General features: G+C 70.1%; 22 protein-coding genes, 1 tRNA gene and 1 pseudogene. 16 read left to right on the top strand and 8 right to left on the bottom strand.

Features of this window, described 5'->3' with window-relative positions; all coding sequences use genetic code 11:
• The first annotated feature begins 25 nt into the window (after nucleotides 1-25).
• From H976_RS0117125 to H976_RS0117150, 6 genes are all read left to right on the top strand, one after another.
• Nucleotides 26-1996: a DNA polymerase III subunit gamma and tau gene (locus tag H976_RS0117125; RefSeq protein WP_027862536.1), complete on the top strand. Its 1971-nt coding sequence runs from the start codon at nucleotides 26-28 to the stop codon at nucleotides 1994-1996.
• A gap of 51 nt (nucleotides 1997-2047) precedes the next feature.
• Complete coding sequence (locus tag H976_RS0117130; RefSeq protein WP_027862537.1) at nucleotides 2048-2437, top strand: YbaB/EbfC family nucleoid-associated protein; 390 nt, start codon at nucleotides 2048-2050, stop codon at nucleotides 2435-2437.
• Nucleotides 2430-3029, top strand: coding sequence for a recombination mediator RecR (gene recR / locus H976_RS0117135; protein WP_027862538.1), 600 nt, complete (start codon nucleotides 2430-2432; stop codon nucleotides 3027-3029). The genes H976_RS0117130 and recR overlap by 8 nt, the downstream gene beginning before the upstream one ends.
• Complete coding sequence (locus H976_RS26980) at nucleotides 3022-3612, top strand: DUF5063 domain-containing protein (protein WP_081682991.1); 591 nt, start codon at nucleotides 3022-3024, stop codon at nucleotides 3610-3612. Before recR ends, H976_RS26980 begins: the two co-directional genes overlap by 8 nt.
• A 66-nt stretch (nucleotides 3613-3678) precedes the next feature.
• Nucleotides 3679-4962 carry an aspartate kinase gene (locus H976_RS0117145; RefSeq protein WP_027862539.1) on the top strand — a complete coding sequence of 428 codons (1284 nt, stop codon included), beginning with the start codon at nucleotides 3679-3681 and terminating at the stop codon, nucleotides 4960-4962.
• Entirely contained in the window at nucleotides 4962-5993 is a 1032-nt protein-coding gene (locus H976_RS0117150; protein WP_036227114.1) for an aspartate-semialdehyde dehydrogenase, read from the top strand. Before H976_RS0117145 ends, H976_RS0117150 begins: the two co-directional genes overlap by 1 nt.
• A 142-nt stretch (nucleotides 5994-6135) precedes the next feature.
• On the opposite strand, the gene H976_RS29020 is transcribed toward H976_RS0117150, so the two are convergent.
• From H976_RS29020 to H976_RS0117165, 3 genes are all read right to left on the bottom strand, one after another.
• Nucleotides 6136-7230, bottom strand: coding sequence for a hypothetical protein (locus H976_RS29020; RefSeq protein ID WP_027862541.1), 1095 nt, complete (start codon nucleotides 7228-7230; stop codon nucleotides 6136-6138).
• A 136-nt stretch (nucleotides 7231-7366) separates the two neighbouring features.
• Nucleotides 7367-7440, bottom strand: a tRNA-Pro gene (locus H976_RS0117160).
• 70 nt (nucleotides 7441-7510) lie between these two features.
• Nucleotides 7511-8410 carry a metallophosphoesterase gene (locus H976_RS0117165; RefSeq protein ID WP_231388975.1) on the bottom strand — a complete coding sequence of 300 codons (900 nt, stop codon included), beginning with the start codon at nucleotides 8408-8410 and terminating at the stop codon, nucleotides 7511-7513.
• Between the two features lie 65 nt (nucleotides 8411-8475).
• On the opposite strand from H976_RS0117165, the gene H976_RS0117170 reads away from it, so the two are divergent.
• The gene (locus H976_RS0117170) at nucleotides 8476-8943 is read left to right on the top strand and encodes a GatB/YqeY domain-containing protein (protein WP_027862543.1); all 468 of its coding nucleotides are present in this window, start codon (nucleotides 8476-8478) and stop codon (nucleotides 8941-8943) included.
• Nucleotides 8944-8946: 3 nt separating this feature from the next.
• Here H976_RS0117170 and H976_RS26990 read toward each other — a convergent pair whose 3' ends face one another.
• Nucleotides 8947-11097 carry a transglycosylase domain-containing protein gene (locus tag H976_RS26990; protein WP_051276964.1) on the bottom strand — a complete coding sequence of 717 codons (2151 nt, stop codon included), beginning with the start codon at nucleotides 11095-11097 and terminating at the stop codon, nucleotides 8947-8949.
• A gap of 188 nt (nucleotides 11098-11285) precedes the next feature.
• Here H976_RS26990 and H976_RS26995 point away from each other — a divergent pair, with 188 nt between their 5' ends.
• Nucleotides 11286-11585, top strand: coding sequence for a WhiB family transcriptional regulator (locus H976_RS26995; RefSeq protein ID WP_051276965.1), 300 nt, complete (start codon nucleotides 11286-11288; stop codon nucleotides 11583-11585).
• Nucleotides 11586-11614: 29 nt separating this feature from the next.
• On the opposite strand, the gene H976_RS27000 is transcribed toward H976_RS26995, so the two are convergent.
• On the bottom strand, nucleotides 11615-12862 hold the full coding sequence (locus tag H976_RS27000; RefSeq protein ID WP_081682992.1) for an ArsA-related P-loop ATPase: 1248 nt from the start codon (nucleotides 12860-12862) through the stop codon (nucleotides 11615-11617).
• On the bottom strand, nucleotides 12859-13869 hold the full coding sequence (locus H976_RS0117190; protein WP_027862544.1) for an ArsA-related P-loop ATPase: 1011 nt from the start codon (nucleotides 13867-13869) through the stop codon (nucleotides 12859-12861). The genes H976_RS27000 and H976_RS0117190 overlap by 4 nt, the downstream gene beginning before the upstream one ends.
• A gap of 88 nt (nucleotides 13870-13957) precedes the next feature.
• Between H976_RS0117190 and H976_RS27005 the strand changes: the two are divergent.
• The 3 genes and pseudogenes from H976_RS27005 to H976_RS0117205 form a co-directional block, all read left to right on the top strand.
• A pseudogene (locus H976_RS27005) lies at nucleotides 13958-14707 on the top strand (CoA transferase subunit A); the annotation flags it as partial.
• Nucleotides 14708-14900: 193 nt separating this feature from the next.
• Nucleotides 14901-15536, top strand: coding sequence for a CoA transferase subunit B (locus H976_RS0117200; RefSeq protein ID WP_027862545.1), 636 nt, complete (start codon nucleotides 14901-14903; stop codon nucleotides 15534-15536).
• 95 nt (nucleotides 15537-15631) lie between these two features.
• Entirely contained in the window at nucleotides 15632-16717 is a 1086-nt protein-coding gene (locus H976_RS0117205; RefSeq protein WP_027862546.1) for an alkene reductase, read from the top strand.
• A 106-nt stretch (nucleotides 16718-16823) separates the two neighbouring features.
• Here the strand turns inward: H976_RS0117205 and H976_RS0117210 are convergent, their stop codons facing one another.
• Both H976_RS0117210 and H976_RS0117215 read right to left on the bottom strand, forming a co-directional pair.
• The gene (locus H976_RS0117210; protein ID WP_027862547.1) at nucleotides 16824-17372 is read right to left on the bottom strand and encodes a hypothetical protein; all 549 of its coding nucleotides are present in this window, start codon (nucleotides 17370-17372) and stop codon (nucleotides 16824-16826) included.
• Between the two features lie 134 nt (nucleotides 17373-17506).
• Nucleotides 17507-18229, bottom strand: coding sequence for an alpha/beta hydrolase (locus tag H976_RS0117215; RefSeq protein ID WP_036227094.1), 723 nt, complete (start codon nucleotides 18227-18229; stop codon nucleotides 17507-17509).
• A gap of 36 nt (nucleotides 18230-18265) precedes the next feature.
• On the opposite strand from H976_RS0117215, the gene H976_RS30090 reads away from it, so the two are divergent.
• From H976_RS30090 to H976_RS0117240, 5 genes are all read left to right on the top strand, one after another.
• Nucleotides 18266-18421: a DUF4177 domain-containing protein gene (locus H976_RS30090; protein WP_155918408.1), complete on the top strand. Its 156-nt coding sequence runs from the start codon at nucleotides 18266-18268 to the stop codon at nucleotides 18419-18421.
• Nucleotides 18418-18876: a RidA family protein gene (locus tag H976_RS0117225; RefSeq protein ID WP_027862549.1), complete on the top strand. Its 459-nt coding sequence runs from the start codon at nucleotides 18418-18420 to the stop codon at nucleotides 18874-18876. Before H976_RS30090 ends, H976_RS0117225 begins: the two co-directional genes overlap by 4 nt.
• Nucleotides 18877-18881: 5 nt before the next feature.
• On the top strand, nucleotides 18882-19742 hold the full coding sequence (locus tag H976_RS27010) for an NUDIX domain-containing protein (RefSeq protein WP_051276966.1): 861 nt from the start codon (nucleotides 18882-18884) through the stop codon (nucleotides 19740-19742).
• Nucleotides 19739-20533, top strand: a complete 795-nt coding sequence (locus tag H976_RS0117235; protein WP_027862550.1) for an MBL fold metallo-hydrolase — start codon at nucleotides 19739-19741, stop codon at nucleotides 20531-20533. The genes H976_RS27010 and H976_RS0117235 overlap by 4 nt, the downstream gene beginning before the upstream one ends.
• Nucleotides 20534-20632: 99 nt before the next feature.
• A complete protein-coding gene (locus H976_RS0117240) occupies nucleotides 20633-21742 on the top strand; it encodes an endonuclease/exonuclease/phosphatase family protein (RefSeq protein ID WP_027862551.1) in 1110 nt (369 codons plus the stop codon).
• Nucleotides 21743-21787 lie beyond the last annotated feature (45 nt).

A 21787-nucleotide genomic window follows, 5' to 3' on the forward strand; every position in this document is an offset into this window, starting at 1 on the left:
CGGCCCGGCTGGTTAGGGTGCGTGTGTGGAACCCTCCCTCGCTCTGTACCGCCGCTACCGGCCGGAGACGTTCGCCGAGGTGATCGGTCAGGACCACGTCACCGAGCCGTTGCGGGCGGCGCTGGCGAACAACCGGGTCAACCACGCCTACCTCTTCTCCGGCCCGCGCGGGTGCGGCAAGACGACCAGCGCCCGCATCCTGGCCCGGGCGCTGAACTGCGAGAAGGCCCCGATCGCCGATCCGTGCGGCGAGTGCCAGTCGTGCCGCGACCTGGCTCGCGGCGGTCCGGGATCCATCGACGTGATCGAGATCGACGCGGCCAGCCACGGCGGCGTCGACGACGCGAGGGACCTGCGGGAGCGGGCGTTCTTCGCCCCGGTCGCCAGCCGCTACAAGGTCTACATCATCGACGAGGCCCATATGGTCAGCACGCAGGGCTTCAACGCCCTGCTCAAGCTGGTCGAGGAGCCGCCGGAGCACCTCCGGTTCATCTTCGCGACCACCGAGCCGGAGAAGGTCATCGCGACCATCCGCTCGCGCACCCACCACTACCCGTTCCGGCTGATCCCGCCGCGCACGCTGTCCGACTACCTCGCCCAGATCTGCGACCAGGAGGGCGTCAAGATCGACCCGGCGGCGCTGCCGCTCGTCGTACGCGCGGGCGCCGGCTCGGCCCGTGACTCGCTCTCCGTGCTCGACCAGCTGCTCGGTGGCGCCGGGCCCGACGGAGTGACGTACGACGTCGCCACCAACCTGCTCGGCTACACCCCCGACAACCTGCTCGACGAGGTGGTCGACTCGTTCGCGGCCGGCGACGGTGCCGGTGTCTTCGGCGTGGTCGACAAGGTGATCGAGACCGGCCAGGACCCGCGGCGGTTCACCGAGGACGTGCTTCGCCGGCTGCGCGACCTCGTCATCGTCGCGGCCGTGCCCGACGCCCCGGCCTCCGGGCTGATCGACGCCCCGGAGGACCAGGCCGAGCGACTGGTCGCCCAGGCGGCCCGGTTCGGCAAGGCCGAGCTGGTGCGCGCCGCTGACCTCGTGGCCGAGGGGCTGACCGAGATGCGCGGGGCGACCACTCCGCGCCTGCTCCTCGAGCTTATCTGCGCCCGCGTGCTGCTGCCCGCCGTCGACCACGACGCCCTCGGGCTGACGGCGCGGATGGATCGTCTCGAGCGGCGTCTTGCCGTAGCACCGGCCGCAGCAGACAGGGTGGTCGAGCAGCGAGCGGAGCGAGTGGTCAGTCGAGACCACACACCTCAGCCGGCCACCCCCGCTCCCGCTGTCGCCGCGGAGACTCCCGTCGTCGCCGAGGACGCTCCGGTGGAGACACAACAGCCCCCGGCAGCACCGACTCCCGAGCCAGAGCCCGCCCCCGCGACCTCCGGGTCCGGAGCACAGCTCTCCCTGGCCGACGTACGCCGGATCTGGCCCGACCTGCTCGAGGCCGTCAAGAAGATGCGCCGGTTCACCTGGATCCTGCTCAGCCAGAACGCCCAGGTGATCGGGGTCGACGCGACCTCCCTGACCGTCGGGTTCAAGACGGCCGGGGCGCGCGACTCGTTCATCGGCGGGGGCAGCGAGGAGATCCTGCGCCAGGCTGCGATCGACATGATCGGTGCCGACTGGAAGATCGAGACCGCCGTGGACCCCTCCGCGCAGCCGGGTTCGGAGTCCGCTCCTCGGGTCAAGCAGTCCGCCACCCGCTCCGAGCCGCCGCCCAGCGTGCCTCCGCCCAGCGAACCCCCGGCCTGGGCCAGCGACGACGGCCCGGCCGAGCGTGAACCGGCCAAGCCCGAGTCCATCGCGGCCGCGCGGTCCAACATCGCGCCCACCCGCAACGGCGACGAGCCGGCCCCCGCGCCCAGCGGACCTGACCCCGACGCCGACGCCCACCGCGACGACCCGGCGGCCGACGACAACGGCCTCGACAGCACCGAGCTCCTCCAGCGCGAGCTCGGTGCCACCGTGATCGAAGAGATCCCCCACGACTGACCGATGCATGCCCATGGACCAACGACGGAACTCACGACCAGGAGCGACCAGATGAGCGACAGCAACCCCTTCGCAGGCCTCGGGGGCGAGGGCGGCTTCGACCTCAACGCCATGCTCGAGCAGGCCCAGCAGATGCAGTCCCAGCTCGTCGCGGCGCAGGAGGAGCTCGCCCAGGCCAAGGTCGAGGGCAGTGCCGGCGGCGTGATCGTCACCCTCACCGGCACCGGCGAGCTGACCGACGTCACCGTCGCCGCGGGGTCCTTCGACGGCTCCGACGCCGACTCGCTGACCGACCTCGGCGACCTGGTGGTGGCGGCCTACCGTGACGCCAAGGCCAAGGTCGACGAGCTCGCCTCCCAGGCCCTCGGGCCGCTGGCCGGCGGCGGCTTCGGCGGTCCCGGCGACGACTCACCCCAGCTGCCGGGCGGTTTCGGTGTATGAGGGTGTCCTCCAGGACCTGATCGACGAGCTCGCCCGGCTCCCTGGCGTGGGACCCAAGGGGGCGCAACGGATCGCCTTCTACCTGCTGGCGGCCGACCCGATCGACGTACGCCGCCTCGCGGACACGCTGGTGGAGATGAAGGCCAAGGCCACCTTCTGCAAGATCTGCGGCAACGTCTCGCAGGCGGAGCTGTGCCGCATCTGCAGCGACGACCGCCGCGACCTGACGCTGATCTGTGTCGTCGAGGAGCCCAAGGACGTGGTGGCGATCGAGCGCACCCGCGAGTTCCGGGGTCGCTACCACGTGCTCGGCGGCGCGATCTCGCCGTTGGAGGGCATCGGTCCCGAGCAGCTGCGCATCCGGGAGCTGATGGGACGACTCTCCGACGGGACCGTCACCGAGGTCATCCTGGCGACCGACCCGAACATCGAGGGCGACGCGACCGCCGCCTACCTCAGTAGGTTCTTGAAGGACATGGACTTGCGCGTGACCCGTCTGGCGAGTGGACTGCCGGTAGGCGGTGATCTCGAGTACGCCGACGAGGTGACCTTGGGACGCGCATTCGCAGGAAGGCGAAACGCCGGTGACTGAGACACAGATGACCCCCGAGCTCGAGGACTTCGCGCAGCAGATCGCCGATGCGGTCGAGTCGTTCCTCGTCGTGCTGCAGGCCATGTCGCGCGAGGAGAACCCCGGCACCGTCGTACCCCTGCTGTTGGTGGAGGTCAGCCAGATCCTGTTCGCGGGTGCGCGGCTCGGTGCCCAGCAGGACTTCACGCCGTCGGCCGAGTACCAGCCCGACGTCGGTCCCGACCCCGACCTCGACGCCATGCGACTGCGGCTGGCCCGGCTGCTCGACCCGGTGGAGACCTACACCTACAACTTCGATCCCTACGCCCCCGAGATCGTCGAGGCTCAGCTCTCCGACGACCTCACCGCCGTCGCGACCGACCTGGCCAACGGCCTGCGTCACTTCCGCGCCGGCAACGTGGCCGAGGCGCTGTGGTGGTGGCAGTACTCCTACGTGGCCGACTGGGGCAACCTCGCCAGCGCTGCCCTGCGCGCCCTGCAGTCCGTGGTCGCCCACGACCGGCTGGACCTCGACTTCGAGGGCGAGAGCGAGCAGATCGCCGCCGCCGAGGCCGTGCTGGACACCGGCGAAGCTGTTATCTGACCCCACGTAGAATCGTGGGCGGCTCGCGGGGAGCGAGCCACCCCGGCAGTGGAGGAGCGCAGCCCCGTGGGCATCGTGGTGCAGAAGTACGGCGGTTCGTCGCTGTCCGACGCGTCCGCGGTGAAGCGGGTCGCCCGCCGGATCGTCGAGGTCAAGAAGTCCGGGCACGACGTCGTGGTCGCCGTCTCCGCCATGGGCGACACCACCGACGAGCTGCTCGAGCTGGCCGAGGGCGTCAGCCCGCTGCCCCCGGCCCGTGAGCTCGACATGCTGCTCACCGCCGGCGAGCGCATCTCGATGGCCCTCGTGGCCATGGCGATCTCCGACCTCGGCTTCACCGCGCGGTCGTTCACCGGCTCGCAGGCCGGGGTGATCACCGACTCGGTGCACGGCAAGGCCAAGATCATCGACGTCACGCCGGGCCGCATCTCGGCCGCGATCGACGACGGCCACATCGTGATCGTCGCCGGCTTCCAGGGCGTCAGCCAGGACACCAAGGAGATCACCACGCTCGGACGCGGTGGCACCGACACCACGGCCGTCGCCCTGGCTGCGGCACTGCACGCCGACGTGTGCGAGATCTACACCGACGTCGACGGAGTCTTCACCGCGGATCCGCGGATCGTCCCGTCCGCCCGCAAGCTCGACAACGTCACCTACGAGGAGATGCTCGAGCTCGCAGCCGGTGGCGCGAAGATCCTGCACCTCCGGTGCGTGGAGTACGCCCGCCGCTACGACATCCCCATCCACGTGCGGTCGTCGTTCAGCCAGCTGGACGGCACTGTCGTGGAGGGCAGCATCAACGACGAGGCCCATCAGGAGGCCACCATGGAAGCAGCCATCATCGCCGGCGTCGCCCACGACCGGAGCGAGGCCAAGATCACCGTCGTCGGCGTACCCGACAAGGTCGGCGAGGCCGCCCGCATCTTCGACGCGCTCGCCAAGGCACAGATCAACCTCGACATGATCGTGCAGAACGTGTCCGCCGCCGCGACCAACCTCACCGACATCTCCTTCACGCTCCCGCGCACCGACGGGGCCACCGCGATGGCTGCGCTCGACGCGCTGAAGCAGGAGATCGGCTTCGACTCCCTGCTCTACGACGACAAGGTCGGCAAGGTGTCCCTGATCGGTGCCGGGATGCGTTCGCACCCCGGTGTCACCGCCAAGTTCTTCACCGCCCTCGCCGGTGCCGGCGTGAACATCGGCATGATCTCGACCTCGGAGATCCGCATCTCGGTCATCGTCGACGAGGTTGACGTCGATGCCGCGGTTGCGGCGACCCACACCGCGTTCGACCTCGACGCCGACGAGGTCGAGGCAGTCGTCTACGGCGGAAGCGGTCGATGATGGGCGTCCGTATCGGCATCGTCGGTGCCACCGGCCAGGTCGGCGTCGCCATGCGCCAGATCCTCCTCGAGCGGAGCTTCCCGGCCGACGAGATCCGCTTCTTCGCCTCGGCCCGCTCGGCCGGCACGGTGCTGCCGTACGGCGACCGCGAGGCCACCGTCGAAGACGCCGCCACCGCCGACCCCAGCGGCCTCGACATCGCGTTGTTCTCGGCCGGCGCCACCACCTCGCGTGCCCAGGCGCCGCGCTTCGCCGAGGCCGGGGTGACCGTGGTCGACAACTCGTCGGCCTGGCGGATGGACGCCGACGTCCCGCTGGTGGTCAGCGAGGTCAACCCGCACGAGATCGCCAACGCCCGCAAGGGCATCATCGCCAACCCCAACTGCACCACGATGGCCGCGATGCCGGTGCTCAAGCCGCTGCACGACGAGGCTCAGCTGGTGCGGATGATCGCCTCGACCTACCAGGCCGTCTCCGGCTCCGGAGTCGCCGGCGTCGAGGAGCTGGCCACCCAGGTCGAGGCCGCCGGCGACAAGGCCCGCGAGCTGTCGTACGACGGATCGGCGATCGCCTTCCCGCCGCCGGTGAAGTACGAGCGCACCATCGCCTACAACGTCGTCCCGCTCGCCGGCTCGATCGTCGACGACGGGCTCGACGAGACCGACGAGGAGAAGAAGCTGCGCAACGAGTCGCGCAAGATCCTCGGCATCCCCGACCTGCTCGTCTCCGGCATCTGCGTGCGCGTCCCGGTCTTCACCGGGCACTCGCTCGCGATCAACGCCGAGTTCGCCTCGCCGCTGTCGGTGGCCCGGGCCCGCGAGATCCTCGGCAGCGCGCCCGGTGTCGAGCTGAGCGACATCCCGAACCCGCTCCAGGCGGCGGGCAAGGACCCGTCGTACGTCGGCCGGCTGCGCCACGACCCCGGCGTACCCGACGAACGCGGCCTCGCCCTGTTCGTCAGCAACGACAACCTCCGCAAGGGCGCGGCCCTCAACACGGTGCAGATAGCCGAGCTGCTTGCAGCTCGTTGAGCCGACCGGGTAGTTCTGCCTGGGAGGAGCGCAGCGGGGGACGGGCAGAAGTGCCCTGTCGGCGTCCACAGCGAACTGTCAGCCGAGAACAGACCCGCTTGTCCCAACTACAAGGGACCGTGAGCCAAACGCAGGCCGCGAACTACCTGTGCAGGTCGTCCCCGGCACCCTGCTCGACGAACGTCTCGGTGACCCACCAGGACAGCAGGAAGGTGAGCGCGGTCAGGGTGGGGAGCACGAGCAGCATCCAGGCCGAGTCCAGTGAGCTGAGGAAGAACAGCAGCGCCATCACCGCGACCAGGCCGACGCCCAGGAAGCTGGTGCTGGTCGGGTCGACGACGCCGAACGCCTTGAGCAATGCTGCGCCGACGAGGACCTCGACCACGAGCACGACAAGCAGGGCGAACAGGCCGATGCCGCCGCAGCTGCCGACGCCGCGCACCGACTCGCAGCCCTGACTGGCGCCGAAGGAGAGCACCACCCCGACAAAGCCCACGACGAGGCCGGTGACGAGGGCGGCGATCCGCGGGTTGATCCGCGGCAAGGTCATCGGCCGGCGTTCCTTGCGCACCTTGGGCGGCTTGGGCTCCTCGGGCGCCGACGCAGGCGGCACCTCGTCGGCGAACAGCGGCGCACCGACCTCGGCCGCGCCCGACTGGGCGGGCTGGTCCATCGGTACCGGCCCGGGCAGCACCGTGGTCTCCTCGACCGGCGCGGGCTGCGGCTCCGGGGTCGGCTCCACCGGAACGGGCGGTGGCTCTGGAGTCGGCTCCACGGGGACGGGCGGCGGGGGCGGCGGGGTCGGCTCGACCGGGGCGGGTTCGGGGATCGGCTCCGGCGCAGGAGGCGGGCTCGGCTCGACCGGAGCAGGATCGGGCACAGGATCCGGCACAGGCTCGGGCACAGGCTCCGGCACAGGTTCGGGAATCGGTTCGGTGGCGGGTGCGACAGGCGGCGCGGACTGGGTCGGGGCCGTCTCCTCGGTGTCACGTGCGGACGGCGGCGGCGTCGGCGGCAACCGGCGGGTCGAGCCCTCGACCGGCACCGGTCCTGCGGCAGGCGTGGCCTCGACCGGAGTACTCGCGTCAGGCTCGGCGGCAACGACCTCGGTCTCTGCGGTCTCGGCCGTCTCTGCGGTCGGCTCCTCGGCCTGACGCTTCTTCTTCCGGCCCCGACCGAACAGCGACGGGAGTTCGAGGTTCGGCTCGTTGCCGCTCTTCTCGGGATCCTCGGGCATGTGGCGAATAGTGCCACGGATGCACCCCGCTGGCCCGGGCATCGCCCGGCCGGTCTCACCGGCGTCTCGTCGTCACCCGGAACGACGACTGCCGGACCCGCGCGAGGCGGATCCGGCAGTCGAGTTTTTCCTTCGGTCGGGGTGACAGGATTTGAACCTGCGGCCTCGTCGTCCCGAACGACGCGCGCTACCAAGCTGCGCCACACCCCGAAGGCGTGGCGAGTCTACTAGAGCGAATTGGGTGCCCCGAACCGGGTTTGCAGCGCCCGGCCGAAGGTGCTCAGGAGGTCTTCGGCAGCAGGGTCAGCAGCGTCGCCTCGGGGCGGCAGCAGAACCGGATCGGGGCGTACGGCGAGGTCCCCGCGCCGGCCGAGACGTGCAGCCAGGACGAGTCCGGGTCACCCGGTCGGGAGTCGGCCGGGTGACGGTGCAGGCCCTTGGCGCGTCCGGTGTCGAGGTCGCAGTTGGTGACGATGGCGCCCTTGACCGGCAGACAGACCTGGCCGCCGTGGGTGTGGCCGGCGAAGGTGAGGTCGTAGCCGTCCCGCGCGTACTGGTCGAGCACCCGGAGGTACGGCGCGTGCGCGACGCCGATGCGCACGTCCGCGTCGGCGGGAGCCGGGCCGGCGACGGCGTCGAGGTCGTCGTAACCGAGGTGCGGGTCGTCGACGCCGACGAACGCGAAGGAGGTGTCGCCCACCCTCAACCGGCCGTGGGTGTTGGTCAGGTCGGTCCAGCCGCGCCCGTCGAAAGCGGCCCGCAGGTCACGCCACGGGAGCTTGGAGGTGTTGGTGTTGCGCTTCCCGTCGTCGGGGAAGAGGTACCACAGCGGGTTGCGCAGGGTCGGCGCGAAGTAGTCGTTGGAGCCGAACACGAAGACTCCCGGGGCGTCGAGCAGCCGGCCGAAGCCCTCGACCAGTGGTTCCACGGAGTCCGGGTGGGCCAGGTTGTCTCCTGTGTTCACCACGAGGTCGGGCTCGAGGTCGGCCAGCGAAGCCAGCCAACGACGCTTCGTGCCCTGGCTCGGGGTGAGGTGCAGGTCGCTGACGTGCAGCACCTTCAGTGGGCGGTGTCCGGCCGGCAGGACCTCCACCGAGACCCGGCGTACGACGAAGTTGCGGACCTCGATGCCGGCGGAGTACGCCAGCGTCCCGAACCCGAGCGCGGCCCCTGCACCCACGGTCCATCCCAGGGCTCGTGCCCCCCGGGAAAGTCGGTTCGGGTCCATGTCCACAGGCTGCCACAATGGCCAACATGAGCCTCAAAGAGCGTCTGCGCGAAGACCTCACCACCGCGATCAAGGCCCGCGACGGGCTCCGGTCCTCGACGCTGCGAATGGTGCTGACCTCGATCACCAACGCCGAGGTCGCCGGCAAGGAGTCGCGTGAGCTCACCGACGAGGACGTCCTCGGGGTGCTGACCAGCGAGTCCAAGAAGCGGCGCGAGGCGGCGGAGGCCTTCGCCGACGCCGGACGTGACGAGCAGGCCGAGAAGGAGAAGGCGGAGGCGGCGGTGATCGCCGACTACCTGCCCGAGCAGCTCACCACCGAGGAGATCGACGCCCTCGTCAAGGACACCATCGACGAGCTCGGCGTCCGCGACGACGGCATGAAGGCCATGGGTCGGGTCATGGGCGTGCTCACCCCGAAGACCAAGGGACGGGCCGACGGTGGCGCGGTCGCGGCCGCCGTACGTCGCGAGCTGGGTGCCTGAGCCTCAGTGACCGTGGCCCCCGCCGCCGTTGCCGCCACCGTGGTTTCGGTGCCCGTGCTGCTTGGGCGGTGACGGGGCCTTGGGTACGTAGGGCCGGGGCTCGGGTGCGATCGGCGGGGTGAACGCCGTCGCGGGGATGAGGTCCTGCACCCGGCGCATGGCGAGGGCCCACATCGGTCCTGCGACCGTCGAGCCGTGCGCGACGTCGATGTAGCGTCCGCCGACCGACTGGCCGTTGAGCGTGATCGGGGTTCCCTTGCTGTTGGCCCCGGCGATCATCGCTGCGGTGGCCAGCTCCGGGGTGTAGCCGTCGAACCAGACCGCCTTGTTGTTCTGGATGGTGCCGGTCTTGCCGGCCGACTCCTTGTCGATGTTCAGGGCCTGGCCGAACCCGCCCGGCTCCATCACGCCGTGCAGGATGTCGTTGATCGTGTCGGCGGTGTCCTGCTTCATCACCTGCCGGCACTGGGGCCGGTAGTCCTTGAACACCTTCCCCGAGCTGTTCAGGATCTTGGTGACGGGCTGGGTCTCGCAGTACCGCCCGCGGGCGGCGACCGTCGCGTAGGCACCGGCCATCTCGAGGGGGCTGACGTCGGCGACGCCGAGCGTGAAGGACGGGACCCGCTCGCTGTGCGGGTGGTCGAGCTCGACGCCCATCGACCTGGCCAGCGCGAACGGCTTGCACAGCCCGGTCTTCTTCTCCAGCTGGGCGAAGTAGGTGTTCACCGAGAGCTGGGCGCCCTGGTACATGTTGAAGTAGCCGTCGTCGGTGGAGTTGTGCGGCTCCCAGAGCGCCGTCGACGGGTAGTTGCCGTCGCAGTCGGGGAACTCGTTCTGCGGGATGTGGACCTGAGCCGGCGAGTTGAAGCTGGTGGAGGCGGGCAGGCCCTGCTCCAGCGCGGCCGCCATCACGAACAGCTTGAACGTCGACCCGGCCTGGAACCCGTTGGAGTCGCCGTACTTGTTGTTCACGATGTAGTTGAGGAAGGTCTGACCCTTCTTGCGGTCACGTCCCATCGGCCGTGACTGCGCGATCGCCAGCACGGCGCCCGTGCCGGGCTTCACCATGGCGAGCGCGCCGATCGCCTGGTCCTGCGGCTTGACGGACTCCTTGGCCGCGGCGTCGGCGGCTCGCTGGAAGCGCAGGTCGACCGTGGTCTTGATGGTCAGGCCGCCGCTGTTGATCAGCTGGACCCGGTCGGCGACGGTGCGTCCGAGGGCGGGATCGGCGAGCAGGTAGCGGCGTACGTAGTCGCAGAAGAAAGCGGCGTCGGTGCCCACGCAGCCGTTGCGACGCTTGCTGACCTTGAGCCCGAGCGGCGTCTTGCCGAGCCGCACGGCGGTCTCGGGGGCGATGACGTTGAGCTGGGCCATCCGGTTGAGCACGACGTTGCGCCGCGTGATCGCCCGGTCCTTGAAGCGCGTCGGGTCGAAGCCGACCGGGTTCTTCACCAGGCCGGCCAGGGTGGCGGCCTGCACCGTGTTGAGCTGGCTGGCGTTGACCGAGAAGAAGTGTCGGGCCGCTGCCTGGATGCCGTAGGCGCCGTCACCGAAGTAGGCCAGGTTGAGATAGCGCTCGAGAATCCAGTCCTTGGAGTAGTTCTGCTCGAAGGCGATGGCGTGCCGGAGCTCCTGGATCTTGCGCTGGTAGGTGTTCTCGGTGGCCGCCTTGCGCTCGGCCTCGGTGCGGGCCTGGGCAAGCAACGTCATCTTCGCCATCTGCTGGGTGATCGACGAGCCACCCTGGGTGCCGCCACCGGAGGTCTGGTTGTTCACGAAGGCTCGCAGCGTGCCCTTCACGTCGAGGGCACCGTGCTGGTAGAAGCGGTAGTCCTCGATCGCGATGATGGCCCGCCGCATGATCGGGGCCACCTTGCTGAGCGAGACGTTGACGCGGTTCTCGTCGTAGAAGGTGGCGATCGTGTTGCCGTTGCGGTCGAGGACCCGGCTGCGCTCGGCCAGCGGGGCCGCCTTGAGCTCCTCGGGGAGGTTCTGCATCGAGCGGGCGGTGGCGCTGGCGCCGTACCCGACGGCACCCACGAGGGGGATGACCAGCCCGGCGGCGAGCACACCGAGGACCGCGGAGACCGCGACGATGACGCCCAGGTGGGAGATGACGGTGCCGAACGTGAGGTGGGTACGGCGACGCGACATAGCACGATCCTAGGGGGGAGGGGGGCAAATACTCCCACGTGCCCGGACGGATCTAGTCATTTCGGACTATAAGAGATTCCCCCAGGTGGGTCTGTTTCGAGTCTCAACATCTCCCTAACCTATAGATGGGTTGAAAACGGACGTATCGGGCGAGCCGAAGCAACTGGGACCTGAAACTTGGAGGGGACATGTCCTGGAACGAACTGTGGGCCAATGCGGCTCTGTGTCAGAAGTCATCACCGGACGAGCTCTTCGTTCGCGGAGCAGAACAGCACAAGGCCAAGGCCGTGTGCGGTGCGTGCCCCGTGCGAGCGGAGTGCCTGGCCGAGGCGCTTGACAACGAGATCGAGTGGGGCGTGTGGGGCGGCCTCACCGAGCGTGAGCGGCGGGCGCTGTTGCGCAAGCGGCCCAACGTGACCTCGTGGCGCCAGCTGCTCGAGACCGCGAAGTCGGAGCACGAGCAGGCAACTGCGAGCGCAACTGCGTGATCCTGCCTGGCTGACCGGTCCCTGACCGGTCAGCCGGCCTGATCGGCTCGTCGGCGAGCCGGCCGGTGGTCCACCTGGGCCCCCAGCAGGTCGCCGATGCGGCGCAGGCCGTCGAGGTCGTGCACGTCGGTCGACAGGGCCGGCAGCACGGCCGTGGGTACGTCGGGATGGCTGGTGCCGAACCGACGGGTCAGCCGCTTCTCGCGCTCGACGACCGTCAGCCGGTCGGCGTGCAACCGGAGCAGCCCGGCCGCCAGGCCGTGGTCCTCACCGGAGGTGCGCAGCTGCTCGACGCCGGTCATCGCCGCGTGCGCGGTCAGGTCGCCGCTCGGCTTGCTGCTCACGCGGTTCACGACGAGCCCGGCCAGCGGCATCTGCTCGGCGCGCAGTCGTTCGACGAAGTATGCCGCCTCGCGCAACGCATCGGGTTCGGGCGCGGCGACCACCACGAACGCCGTACGCCGGTCCTGGAGCAGCTCGAAGGTGCGCAGCGCGCGCTGCCGGAACCCGCCGAAGAGCGTGTCGAACGCGGCGACGAACGCCTTCATGTCCTGGAGGACCTGGGCGCCGATGATCTTGGTGATCGCGTTGGTCACCATCCCGAAGCCGGCCGTCATCAGCCGGGCCGGTCCGCGCGCGGGGGCCAGCAACAGCTTCATGAACTTGCCGTCGAGGAAGCTCGAGAGCCGCTCGGGTGCGTCGAGGAAGTCCAGTGCGCTGCGCGAGGGGGGCGTGTCGACCACGATCAGGTCCCAGCGACCGGTGTGCTGCGCATCCTTGTCGAGCTGGCCGAGCTTCTCCATCGCCATGTACTCCTGCGTGCCCGCGAACGAACTCGACACCGCGATGTAGAAGGGGTTCTTCAGGATCTGCTCGGCCTTCTCCGGGCTGGCCTGGCTCTGCACGACCTCGTCGAAGGTGCGCTTCATGTCGAGCATCATCGCGTCGAGCGAGCCGCCGCCCTTGCCCTTCACCCCGGGCACCGGCCTCGGGGTGTTGTCGAGCGCCTCGATGCCCATCGACTGGGCGAGCCGGCGAGCCGGGTCGATGGTGAGTACGACGACCTTGCGTCCGCGCTCGGCGGCTCGCAGGGCCAGCGCCGCCGACGTCGTGGTCTTGCCGACGCCGCCTGAGCCGCAGCACACGATGATGCCGCGGCTGCGGTCGTCGAGCAGCGCGTCGACGTCGAGGAGCTGCTTGGGCTCGTGGGTGGCGACCAGCGGCCCGACGCGGGCAGTGGCGCGCGAGCTCTGGTGGGTGGCGGCGCGGGGGGTCATCCGAGACCTTCCTCGCACAGCGCTTCGGCCAGCTCGTAGAGGCCGGCGAGGTCGACGCCCCCGGGCATCAGCGGCAGCTCGTACGTCGGGACGCCGAGCTGCTCGACCAGTGCCCGCTGGGTGTCCTCGAGCTGGCGGCGCTCGGCGTGGTCGTGGCCCTCCTCGAGCAACCCGTCCACGAGCTCGTCGTCGGCAGAGATCCCGGCCTTCTCCAGGCTGGCGACCAGGGCTTCCCGGTCGACGGTGCCGTGGAGCAGGGCGGCCCGCTCCGCGGCGTCGAGGTCCTGGGGTCTGACCATGTTGACGATGACCCCGCCGACGGGCAGGTCGGCGCCGCGCAGCTCGGCGATCCCGTCGCCGGTCTCCTGCACGGGCATCTCCTCCAGCACGGTGACCAGGTGGATCGCCGTACGACTGGAGCGGAGCAGCTTCATCACCACGTCGGCCTGCGACTTGATGGGTCCGACCTTGGCCAGCCCGGCGAGCTCGGTGTTGACGTTGAGGAACTGGGAGATGCGGCCGGTGGGCGGCGCGTCGAGCACGATGGCGTCGTACTCCCGCGCGCCCTTGTTGCGGCGGTTGCGGTTGGCGGCCTCGTAGACCTTGCCGGTCAGCAGCACGTCGCGGACGCCCGGGGCGATGGTGGTGGCGAACTCGACGACGCCGAACCGGTCGAGCGCCTTGCCGGCACGACCGAGGCGGTAGTACATGTCGAGGTACTCCAGCAGCGCCGACTCGGCGTCGATCGCCATCGCGTAGACATCACCGGCACCGGTGGTGCCGCGTGCGACGCGGCGTTCCTCGTAGGGGAGCGGGGGCACGTCGAAGAGCTGGGCGATGCCCTGGCGGCCTTCGACCTCGCAGAGCAGCACGGTGTTGCCGCGGGAGGCGAGGGCCAGCGCGAGCGCGGCCGACACGGTCGACTTCCCGGTGCCGCCCTTGCCGGTCACGATGTGCAGCTGTACGCCGGGGAAGTCCGGAGCGGACTCGGCGCGCGGGGCAGGCATGCGGACGAGCGTAGCCGCGGGAAGGGCGCGTCCTGGGGTGACCTCGGGCACACGCCTCATGGCAGGATCGCGGCACGGAGGTGAGCTCGTGGACAAGGTTGTGGGAAGTGCGGCCGAGGCGGTCGCCGACATCCCCGACGGCGCGACGCTGTCGGTCGGTGGATTCGGGTTGTGCGGGATCCCGTCGGTGCTGATCGAGGCGCTCCTGGAGGCCGGGACGACCGACCTCGAGGCGGTCTCGAACAACTGCGGTGTCGACGAGTGGGGTCTGGGCCGGTTGCTGGCCGAGAAGCGGTTGCGGCGGATGGTGGCGTCGTACGTCGGGGAGAACAAGGAGTTCGCCCGGCAGTACCTCTCCGGTGAGCTCGAGGTCGAGCTGACTCCGCAGGGGACCCTGGCCGAGCGGATGCGCGCCGGTGGGTCGGGGATCGCGGCGTTCTTCACTGCGACCGGCGGCGGCACGCAGGTGGCCGAGGGCGGCCTGCCGTGGAGGTACGACGCGAACGGTGAGGTGATCGTGTCCTCCCCGCCGAAGGAGACGCGTGACTTCGGGGGGCGGGAGTACGTGCTCGAGGAGGCGATCATCGCCGACTTCGGACTGGTGCGCGCCTGGAAGGGCGACCGGCACGGCAACCTCGTCTACCGGGAGTCGGCACGCAACTTCAACCCGCTGGCCGCGATGTGCGGGCGGGTGTCGATCGCCGAGGTCGAGCACCTCGTCGAGCCCGGTGAGATCAAGCCGGAGGACGTGCACACGCCGGGTGTCTTCGTGCAGCGGGTGGTGGCCCTGACCCCCGAGCAGGCCGCCGACAAGCGCATCGAGAAGAGGACCACGCGTCTACACCAAACTTCCCAGACTGCCGTGGCGGCACCTGACCCTCGCTCTCCCAGCCACTCGGTGCCGCCACGGCCACCAGCCGAGAATAGGGCCGATATCCCGCTGAGCGACGCGGGTCTTGAAGACGTGATGTTCCACATGAGCCCAGAGGACTGGCGAGCGGCAATGTTCAGCACGGTGGAGACGTGGAACGATGAGTTGGACGCGTGAGGAGATGGCCGCACGCGCGGCCAGCGAGCTGACCGACGGGTCGTATGTGAACCTCGGCATCGGGTTGCCGACGCTGGTGCCCAACTACGTCGACGACGACGTCGAGCTGGTGCTGCAGAGCGAGAACGGCATCCTCGGGGTCGGCGCCTACCCCTACGAGGGCGATGAGGACCCCGACCTGATCAACGCCGGCAAGGAGACCGTCACGCTGCGCAAGGGGGCCTCGTTCTTCGACTCCGCGACCAGCTTCGGGATGATCCGGGGCGGCAAGATCGATGCCGCGATCCTCGGCGCGATGCAGGTCTCCGCGGCCGGCGACATCGCCAACTGGATGATCCCCGGGAAGATGGTCAAGGGCATGGGCGGCGCGATGGACCTGGTCCACGGCGCCAAGCGGGTGATCGTGCTGATGGAGCACAACGCCAAGGACGGCTCCTACAAGATCGTCAACGAGTGCTCGCTGCCCTACACCGGCCGGGCCGTCGTACAACGCATCATCACCGACCTGTGCGTCCTCGACGTGACCGACGAGGGCCTGCAGCTGGTCGAGCTCGCACCGGGTGTCACCGAGGACGAGGTTCGCGAGAAGACCGAGCCGGAGATCATCAGCGCGACGTGACCCATCCCACGACGGGCACCTCGGCGGAATGCCTCGGGGGTGGGGCCAGTTGGGGAAAGTAATCCCACTTTCCACCATCTGTGAGGTTTCACCTGATGTCACGCGCCTTCGCCCCGGTCACGATCGGCTCCTGGAACTTGCCGCAGTCCTTCGTGATGGGTCCGCTCACCCGCAACCGTGCGGGAGCCGGCAACGCCCCGACGCAGCTCAACGCCACCTACTACGCCCAGCGGGCCGGTGCCGGACTGATCGTCACCGAGGGCACCGCCCCGAGCGCGGTCGGTCAGGGGTACCTCAACGTGCCGGGCCTCTACACCGACGCGCAGGTCGCCGGTTGGCGCCTCGTCGCCGACGCGGTGCACGAGCAGGGTGGCCACATCGTGGCCCAGCTCATGCACGCCGGCCGGATCGCCCATGCCGACAACAAGGACGGCGCGGAGACGATCTCGGCGAGCGCTGTGCGCGCGCCCGGCGAGATGGTCACGGCCAACGGCCGGTTCCCGCACGACGAGCCGCGAGCCCTGGAGTCCGAGGAGCTGGCCGGCGTGGTCGCGGACTATGTGACCGCTGCGCAGAACGCGGTCATTGCCGGACTCGACGGGGTGGAGATCCACTCCGCCAACGGCTACCTGCTGCACCAGTTCCTCGACCCGACCATCAACCTGCGCGAGGACGCCCACGGTGGCTCGCCCGAGAACCGCGCCCGCCTCGTGGTCGAGGTGGTGACCGCGGTCGCCGAGGCGATCGGCGCGGAGAAGGTCGGCCTGCGAATCTCGCCCGGCCACCAGTTCAACGGCGTCGGCGAAGAGGCCGGGGCGGACATGTCCGCGACGTACGCCGCCCTGGTGGATGCCGTGGCGCCGCTGGGCCTGGCCTACCTGAGCATCCTGGCCAGCCCGTTGGAGCCGTTGAAGGACCTCGTCGCCGACCTGCGGAGTCGCTTCGGTGGTCCGGTGCTGCTCAACGACGGCTTCGGCGACGTGACCAGCATCGACACCGTCGAGGAGCTGCTCGCGACCGGCCTGGCCGACGCGGTCGTGGTCGGCCGTCAGTTCCTGGCCAACCCCGACCTCGGCGCCCGCTGGGAGCAGGGCGCCGAGCTCAACGAGCCCGACGCCGCCACCTTCTACGGCGGCGGGGCCGAGGGCTACACCGACTACCCCACCCTCGAAGCCTCCTGACGGCTGCGTAGGAACCCGTAGAACCGGATAGTCCAGAACGAAAAGCCGCTGGCTGAGGCAGCTGCCGCGGCCAAACGCTCTGGACTATCCGGTCTTGGCGTCCAGGTCAGGCAGCAGCCTTGTCGAGACGCCAGACGTTCTTCGAGGCCTTGGCCGGGGCGTGCGTCACGCGCTGGTAGCTCTTCCAGGAGTTCTGGTAGTTGCAGACGCTCGGCGCACCGTTGAACGTCTTCTTCATGACCGAGAAGTTGGCGGTGTAGTGGTAGGCGTGCAGGCGATACTTGTGCTGGGTGTCGGCCGGCACGTTGGCGGAGTAGCTCCACTGCTGGGTCCAGGACTTGGAGCCGCCGACCGTGACACCGAGGCTGGTCGACGCCTTGGCGAAGACCACGCCCGCCTCGGCGGAGACGGTGGCCGTCATGGAGGCGCTGACCTGCATGGTCTTGGTCTGGCTGTAGGTGATGCTCCCGCCCCTGCGGAAGACCGCCCAGTCGCTGTGCACGTTGGTCGGGTAGTAGGTGAACGACTTGTTGGTGAACACGTAGATCACCTCGTTGCCGGGTGGGGCGCACCGCGCACTGGCGGGTGCGGCGGCGAGCGCGGGCACGACGAGCGTGCTGGCGAGCAAGGAGATGACAGCGGCGAACTTCTTCATGGTGCTCCCTCTGAGTAGGACTCGAGAGGTCGCCTCCCACGTGAACAACGTCCCCCCGAGCGTGGTGGCACAGTCCTTCCACCCCGGTCGCCGAGCCAAACCTGCGGCCCGGTCATTGGCGGAAAGCCGCCGTATCAGGCGATCTCGAGGCAGGCGACGACCGTCGACCAGGCGACCGACCCGGGCTCGATGACCTCCATGTGTCCGGTCGGCACCTCGTGCAGCTCGGCCCAGGGGTGCCGGGCGACGAACCCCCGGCTCAGCGAGATCGGCACGGTGTCGTCCCCGATGCCGTGCACGATCGAGACCCTCGCCGCCGGCTGTCGGTCGAGCAGCGTCATCGGGTCGGCCTCGGCCGGATCGGCGCCCCCCAGGAAGGCCTGCGTCGCGTCGTCGCTGAGGTGCAACCGGATGGCCTCGCGGAGATCGCACACCGGGGCCAGGGCCACCACCCGGGCGACGGGGAGGTCGTGCGAGGACAGCCACAGGGCGAGGTGACCACCGGCCGAGTGGCCGATCAGCGACATCGGGCCGGTGGCGATGCCGAGCTCGGCGAGCAGCTCCGGGAGGCGGCGTACGGCGAGGAGGACGTCGTCTCCGGTGACCGGCCAGCCACCACCACCCCTGACGCGGCGGTACTCCGGCGTCGCCACCACCGCGCCGAGGTCGGCGATCGCGCGCGCCTGCGTGCGGGTGTGCCGGCGGTCCCACTCCTGCTTCCAGAACCCCCCGTGCAGCAGTACGACGAGCGGCGTGCCGGGACTCGTCGGGCGCGATCCTTCGGGGAGGTGGAGGTCGACCACCGCGTCCTCGTGACCGGCGTAGCGCACGGTCGCATCGGGCAGGTCGGGCGGCATGGTGGCCAACCTAGGACACGCCCTAGTGTGAGGCGCATGACCAAGTGGGAATACCTGACCGCGCCCGTGCTGGTGCACTCGACCAAGCAGATCCTCGACAACTTCGGGTCCGACGGCTGGGAGCTCGTCCAGATGGTGCCGGGGATGAACCCCGAGAACCTCGTCGCCTACTTCAAGCGGCCCCTCGCATGAGCACCCCGGAGGAGCGGCTCGCCGAGCTCGGGCTGAGCGTGCCCGAGGTGGCCAAGCCGGTGGCGGCGTACATCCCGGCCGTGCGCAGCGGCCACCACGTCTTCACCTCCGGCCAGCTGCCGATGCGCGACGGCCAGCTGATGCTGACCGGCAAGGTCGGCGGCGAGGTCAGTCAGGAGGAGGCCGTCGAGTGCGCCCGCCAGTGCGGGCTGAACGCCCTCGCGGCCGTCCGGGCCGAGGTCGGCGAGCTGTCCGCGGTCAAGCGCATCGTCAAGGTGGTCGCGTTCGTCGCGTCGACGCCCGACTTCACCGGGCAGCCGCAGGTCGCGAACGGTGTCTCGGAGCTCCTCGGTGAGGTCTTCGGGGACGTGGGCCGGCACGCCCGCTCCGCGGTCGGCGTACCGGTGCTGCCCCTCGACGCGCCCGTCGAGGTCGAGCTCATCGTCGAAATCTGAGCGGCGTGGCCGGCAACGTCCGCGTCCAGCTGCCGCCCCATCTCGTCGAGCACGCCCGCGCGTTCGCCGACGGCACCCGGGAGCCGGTGGAGCCGCGCAACGCGGCGACCGTGGTGCTGCTGCGCTCCGGGACGTCGGGACCCGAGGTCTACCTCCTGCGGCGACAGACGTCGATGGCGTTCGCCGGCGGCATGTGCGTCTTCCCCGGCGGCGGCGTCGACCCGCGCGACTTCGACCACGCCACCGCCTGGGCCGGACCGACCCCCCAGGAGTGGGCGTCGGGTCTCGGCACCGACGAGGCGACCGCTCGCGCCCTGGTCTGTGCCGCGGTCCGCGAGACCTTCGAGGAGTCCGGCGTGCTGCTGGCCGGCAAGGCCGCCGACACGGTGGTCGCCGACACCACCGGCGAGGACTGGGAGACCGACCGCGCGGCCCTCGAGGCGCGGGAGCTGTCCTTCACCGACTTCCTCGACCGGCGTGGGCTGGTGCTCCGGACCGACCTGCTGGGCGTGTGGGCGGGCTGGCTGACCCCGGTCTTCGAGCCGCGCCGCTACCGGACCTGGTTCTTCGTCGCCGACCTGCCCGAGGGCCAGCGCACCCGCGACGTCTCCACCGAGTCCGACCAGGTGACCTGGCTGCCGGCCAGCAAGGCGGTCGAGGACGTCGAGGACGAACGAATCCTGATGCTGCCGCCGACCTACCTGACCTGCCTCGAGGTGGGTCAGTACGCCGACCCGGCCGCCGTGCTCGACGCCGCCCGCGACCGCACCGTCGAGATGTACACGCCCCAGGTCGAGGAGAACGAGGACGGCGGCACCCTCTCGGTGCCCGCGCGGTTTGAGCCGCTGCTGGAGGCTCGCCGATGAGCTGGACCGGGGGATCCTTCGGTGAACGCGCGCAGTGTGTGCTCGCCCCGAACGCCAACATGATGACCCTCGACGGCACCAACACCTGGGTCCTGCGGGAGCCGGGTGCGCGACGCTCCGTCGTGATCGACCCGGGCCCGCCCGATGAGTCCCACCTCGATGCCGTGGCCGAGCTGGCCGGTGACGTGGGCGTCGTACTCCTGACCCATCACCACCTCGACCACTCCGAGGCCGCCCGGCAGTTCGCCGAGCGGGTCGGCTGCGGCGTACGCGCGCTGGACCCGGAGTACCGCCTCGGCTCCGAGGGTCTCGGTGGTGGCGACGTCGTCGAGGTCGACGGGCTGGAGATCCGCGTCGTGTCCACGCCCGGCCACACCGCCGACTCGCTCTCCTTCGTGCTGCCGGCCGAAGGCGCCGTCCTCACCGGCGACACCGTGCTCGGGCGCGGCACGACCGTCGTCGCGCATCCCGACGGCCAGCTGGGCGCCTACCTCGACTCCCTCGACCGGCTGCACGGCCTGGCCGCGGCCCACGAGATCGGCACCATCTGGCCCGGACACGGGCCGGTCATCGACGACGCGCTCGGTGCCCTCGACTACTACATCGCGCACCGCTCCGAACGGCTCCAGCAGGTGGAGTCGGCCCTGGCCGGCCTCGGTCCCGAGGGACTCACTGCGGAGGAGCTCCCGCGCCGCGTCGTGGAGATCGTCTACGCCGACGTCGACCAGGTGCTGTGGGGTGCGGCCGAGCTGTCGGTGCGCGCCCAGCTGGCGTACCTCGCCCAGAGATGATCCAGAGATGATCCAGACATGATCCAGCGCTGACCGGGGCTGAAACCCGGTCGGCCGAAACGCTCACGTCGCCCTCGGTCCGGCCGATGGGAGCACTCGATGCTGGAGAAGTGGTTGCTGACCGTCGGTGCGGTCAGCCTGTCGTTCGCGTGGGGCGCTGGGTTCATGTGGGCCCAGGGCGGGTTCACGCCTACCAGCGACACCTCGTCGGTGGCGCAGCCCGTGAACCCCGAGCTGCCGATGGCGCCGGTCGGTTACGGCAACGCGACCCCGATGCCATCGCCCTCTCCGGCCCCCATCAGGCTCAAGCCCAAGCCGACGGCCACGCCGAAGCTCGTCCTGCGTCAGCTGCCCGCCCAGCCGCGCGTCGGCAGCTCGCTCCCGTCCTCGACCGGGCTCGCCGGCACCGGTTCGCCGCCCACGGACACGCCTCCGACGACGACCCCGTCCTCGGGAGCGGGGACCCAGTTCACGATGGCCACCTTCAACCTGCTGGGCAGCTCGCACACGGCCAAGGGCGGGCACAGTCCCGGCATGGCCTCGGGCGTGGCCCGGATGCCCGGTGCCCTGCAGATCTTGGCCCAGCACCAGGTCAGCGTGGCCGGACTCCAGGAGTTCCAGCCCGACCAGCGTGCGGCTTTCCAGCGGCAGGCGACCGGCTGGGCGATGTACCCGGGCCTGTCGATGGGCCGCAAGGCCGGTGAGAACTCGGTCGCCTGGCGCACCGACACCTGGGACCTGGTCAAGACGGGCCTGGTCGACATCACCTACTTCAACGGCCGGGAGCGGCCGATGCCCTACGTGCTGCTGAAGAACAAGGCGACCGGCGCTCAGGCGTACTTCTCGACCTTCCACAACCCGGCCAACATCGGCGGCAACATGCAGCGCTGGCGCGCCGAGGCCACCAGCCGCGAGATCAAGCTGTTCAACGAGCTCGAGGCGACCGGCATCCCGCAGCTCGTCACCGGCGACATGAACGAGCGTGCGGAGTACTTCTGCCGCGTCACCGCCGGCACCCGTCTCCTCGCTGCTGCCGGCGGTAGCAACGACGGCAGCTGCCGCCCGCCGAAGCCGATCGGGATCGACTGGATCCTGGGCAGCCCGAGCGTGAAGTTCAGCGACTACACCGTCGACCGCAGCCCGCTCGTGCGTCGTACGACGGACCACCCGGTCGTGGTCACCCACGTCACCCTGGGCGCCGCCTCGTAGGAGTCCGCGCCCGCCGTCCGGGGATCGGTCATTTGGTGCACGACC

This window comes from Marmoricola sp. URHB0036 (assembly GCF_000426045.1).
GTDB lineage: Bacteria > Actinomycetota > Actinomycetes > Propionibacteriales > Nocardioidaceae > Marmoricola.

What these genes read in the sequence shown, in the direction of transcription:
- H976_RS0117130 (WP_027862537.1), top strand. Translation starts at nt 2,048, where the DNA reads ATGAGCGACAGCAACCCCTTCGCAGGCCTCGGGGGCGAGGGCGGCTTC.
- H976_RS0117150 (WP_036227114.1), top strand. Translation starts at nt 4,962, where the DNA reads ATGGGCGTCCGTATCGGCATCGTCGGTGCCACCGGCCAGGTCGGCGTC.
- H976_RS29020 (WP_027862541.1), bottom strand. Translation starts at nt 7,230, where the DNA reads ATGCCCGAGGATCCCGAGAAGAGCGGCAACGAGCCGAACCTCGAACTC.
- H976_RS0117170 (WP_027862543.1), top strand. Translation starts at nt 8,476, where the DNA reads ATGGCCAACATGAGCCTCAAAGAGCGTCTGCGCGAAGACCTCACCACC.
- H976_RS26990 (WP_051276964.1), bottom strand. Translation starts at nt 11,097, where the DNA reads ATGTCGCGTCGCCGTACCCACCTCACGTTCGGCACCGTCATCTCCCAC.
- H976_RS26995 (WP_051276965.1), top strand. Translation starts at nt 11,286, where the DNA reads ATGTCCTGGAACGAACTGTGGGCCAATGCGGCTCTGTGTCAGAAGTCA.
- H976_RS27000 (WP_081682992.1), bottom strand. Translation starts at nt 12,862, where the DNA reads ATGACCCCCCGCGCCGCCACCCACCAGAGCTCGCGCGCCACTGCCCGC.
- H976_RS0117190 (WP_027862544.1), bottom strand. Translation starts at nt 13,869, where the DNA reads ATGCCTGCCCCGCGCGCCGAGTCCGCTCCGGACTTCCCCGGCGTACAG.
- H976_RS0117200 (WP_027862545.1), top strand. Translation starts at nt 14,901, where the DNA reads ATGAGTTGGACGCGTGAGGAGATGGCCGCACGCGCGGCCAGCGAGCTG.
- H976_RS0117205 (WP_027862546.1), top strand. Translation starts at nt 15,632, where the DNA reads ATGTCACGCGCCTTCGCCCCGGTCACGATCGGCTCCTGGAACTTGCCG.
- H976_RS0117210 (WP_027862547.1), bottom strand. Translation starts at nt 17,372, where the DNA reads ATGAAGAAGTTCGCCGCTGTCATCTCCTTGCTCGCCAGCACGCTCGTC.
- H976_RS0117215 (WP_036227094.1), bottom strand. Translation starts at nt 18,229, where the DNA reads ATGCCGCCCGACCTGCCCGATGCGACCGTGCGCTACGCCGGTCACGAG.
- H976_RS30090 (WP_155918408.1), top strand. Translation starts at nt 18,266, where the DNA reads ATGACCAAGTGGGAATACCTGACCGCGCCCGTGCTGGTGCACTCGACC.
- H976_RS0117225 (WP_027862549.1), top strand. Translation starts at nt 18,418, where the DNA reads ATGAGCACCCCGGAGGAGCGGCTCGCCGAGCTCGGGCTGAGCGTGCCC.
- H976_RS0117235 (WP_027862550.1), top strand. Translation starts at nt 19,739, where the DNA reads ATGAGCTGGACCGGGGGATCCTTCGGTGAACGCGCGCAGTGTGTGCTC.
- H976_RS0117240 (WP_027862551.1), top strand. Translation starts at nt 20,633, where the DNA reads ATGCTGGAGAAGTGGTTGCTGACCGTCGGTGCGGTCAGCCTGTCGTTC.